We start from the raw sequence: 2,405 nt of genomic DNA on the forward strand, positions 1-2,405 counted from the left end.
CTTTAACAACAGAAGCGGGTTTATTCACATCTGGTTCTTCTACCGGAGCACCGGTTAAAACACCTAACAGTCGTTTTAACAGACTTGGCTTACGTTCAGCCGCTGCTACAGGTTTAATAATCGGTGCAGGAGCAATAGGGGCAATACCGGTAACGGCAGGCTGTTCCATAACCGGTTTTTCTTTTAACACTACGGTTGCTTCAATTTCAGGCGTCGTAATCAGCTGATGGCTGCTGGTCTGTTTTTCATTGCCATCTTTAATACGTTCGATATCGTAATGTGGTGTTTCCAGATGCGGATTAGGAATCAATACCAAACGCACGCCATGACGTTTTTCAATCGTATCAATCTGGGCACGTTTTTCATTCAGCATGAAAGTTGCCACAGAAACCGGTAATTGAATTACCAGCTGGCTGACGCTGTCTTTTGTCGCTTCTTCTTCAACCAGTCTTAATACGGCTAAACCTAAAGATTCTACGCCACGAACATGGCCTAAACCGGCACAACGCGGGCAGACTTCCTGATGCGCATCTCCCAAAGCAGGCCGTAAACGCTGACGTGACATTTCCAGTAAACCAAACCGTGAAATTCGGCCAATCTGAACGCGAGCACGATCTGATTTTAGATGGTCACGCAGACGATTTTCCACCTCACGTTGATTACGGGTAGGTCCCATATCAATAAAGTCGATAACCACCAGTCCACCCAAATCACGCAAGCGTAATTGACGGGCAATTTCCTCAGCCGCTTCCAGATTGGTATTCAGCGCCGTTTCCTCGATATCGCCGCCCTTATTGGCACGCGCCGAGTTGACGTCAATTGAAATCAACGCTTCAGTGGGATCGATTACCAGAGCGCCACCGGAAGGCAGTCGCACTTCATGACGGAAAGCGCTTTCAATCTGGCTTTCCAGCTGGTAACGGGTAAACAACGGAACTTTGTCCTGGTAGAGCTTGAATTTGCTCAATTCATGCGGCATGACCATGCGCATGAAGTCATAACCAGTTTGATAAACTTCTGGTGAATCCACCAGAATCTCACCAATGTCTTTACGCAAATAGTCACGTAACGCACGAATGATGATGTTACTTTCCTGATACACCAGAAATGGCGCATTACGGTCTTTGGTGGCAACATCAATAGCTGTCCAAAGCTGGACAAGGTATTCAAGATCCCACTGCAGTTCTTCGGTTTGTTTACCGACGCCGGCAGTGCGAACAATCATGCCCATGCCATCAGGAACTTCCAGATCGCGCAAGGCTTCTTGCAGCTCCGCACGTTCATCGCCTTCAATCCGGCGTGAAATTCCACCGGCACGTGGGCTATTAGGCATTAAAACCAGATAACGGCCGGCCAGGCTGATAAATGTGGTGAGGGCTGCGCCTTTGTTACCACGTTCTTCTTTTTCGATCTGAATGACCAGTTCCTGGCCAACTGAAAGCACATCCTGCACATTGATTCGGCCGTTGTTTTCGCCGTCATCCTTGTTTTGTCGGAAATAACTTTTACTGATTTCTTTAAGTGGCAGAAAGCCTTGACGTTCAGAACCGTATTCAACAAAAACCGCTTCGAGACTCGGTTCTACACGAGTGATTTTACCTTTGTAAATATTACCTTTTTTCTGTTCTCTGGAAGGAGTATCGATATCTAGATCGAACAAGCGCTGGCCATCGACCATCGCAACACGCAACTCTTCTTCGTGTGTTGCGTTAATTAAAATTCGTTTCATTCATAAACCTCAGTTAGAGGTCCACGCGTCAGATACAGTCAGTAAGCCGGGCGGCATCAGCCTGCCCAGGACATCCAGAACGGCGTTTTATCAGCAATATAATCAACTAGTTGGGCACTGCCAGTATCGAATCAACAGATCACTGGTCCATTTATACAATGTCATCACATTGTGGCTGCAATAGGGTTCTGCAACGCTACATAACGTCGTGTGACTCTCTTTAGTCACAGTACGTTTGATTATTTACTTCGTCGCCCTGTCTTGTACATTTTTTGCTATTTGTTTTGCTGTAGCCAGACGTGGGAACCATCTTATTCTTAAAAACAAGCTCCTTATGCGGAGCCCTGCATCACTGAACCCCTGTTCAGCGTATTCAAATTCGTTTCGTGTCCTTAGCCGCATCAACCCCATTTCTAGGGGGAGCGACGTTTGCTTAGGTCTCATCGCCAGAAAGCCGGTATACTGACCTCATTTTACGTACAGACCAACGGCAAAATATATCAGTACGCAACCACATCAGCAAGAAATAACCTTACAATATTTTATGGCGAATTCTCCACCAGCACCACCAAGCGTTCAATTTATCGATATTCGGGCCGATCAGGCAGGCCAACGTATTGATAATTTTTTGATTACATTGGAAAAAGGCGTTCCGAAAAGCCGGATTTATCGTGCC

Annotated in this window: 1 protein-coding gene; it reads right to left on the minus strand. The window is 46.5% G+C overall.

What is annotated here, in order from left to right; translation table 11 throughout:
- A partial coding sequence (locus B3182_RS03445; protein WP_292751567.1) for an Rne/Rng family ribonuclease occupies positions 1-1,729 on the minus strand: 1,729 nt, incomplete at its 3' end.
- Positions 1,730-2,405: the final 676 nt, after the last annotated feature.

This window comes from Methylophaga sp. UBA4204 (genome assembly GCF_002379485.1).
In the GTDB taxonomy this organism is placed as follows: domain Bacteria; phylum Pseudomonadota; class Gammaproteobacteria; order Nitrosococcales; family Methylophagaceae; genus Methylophaga.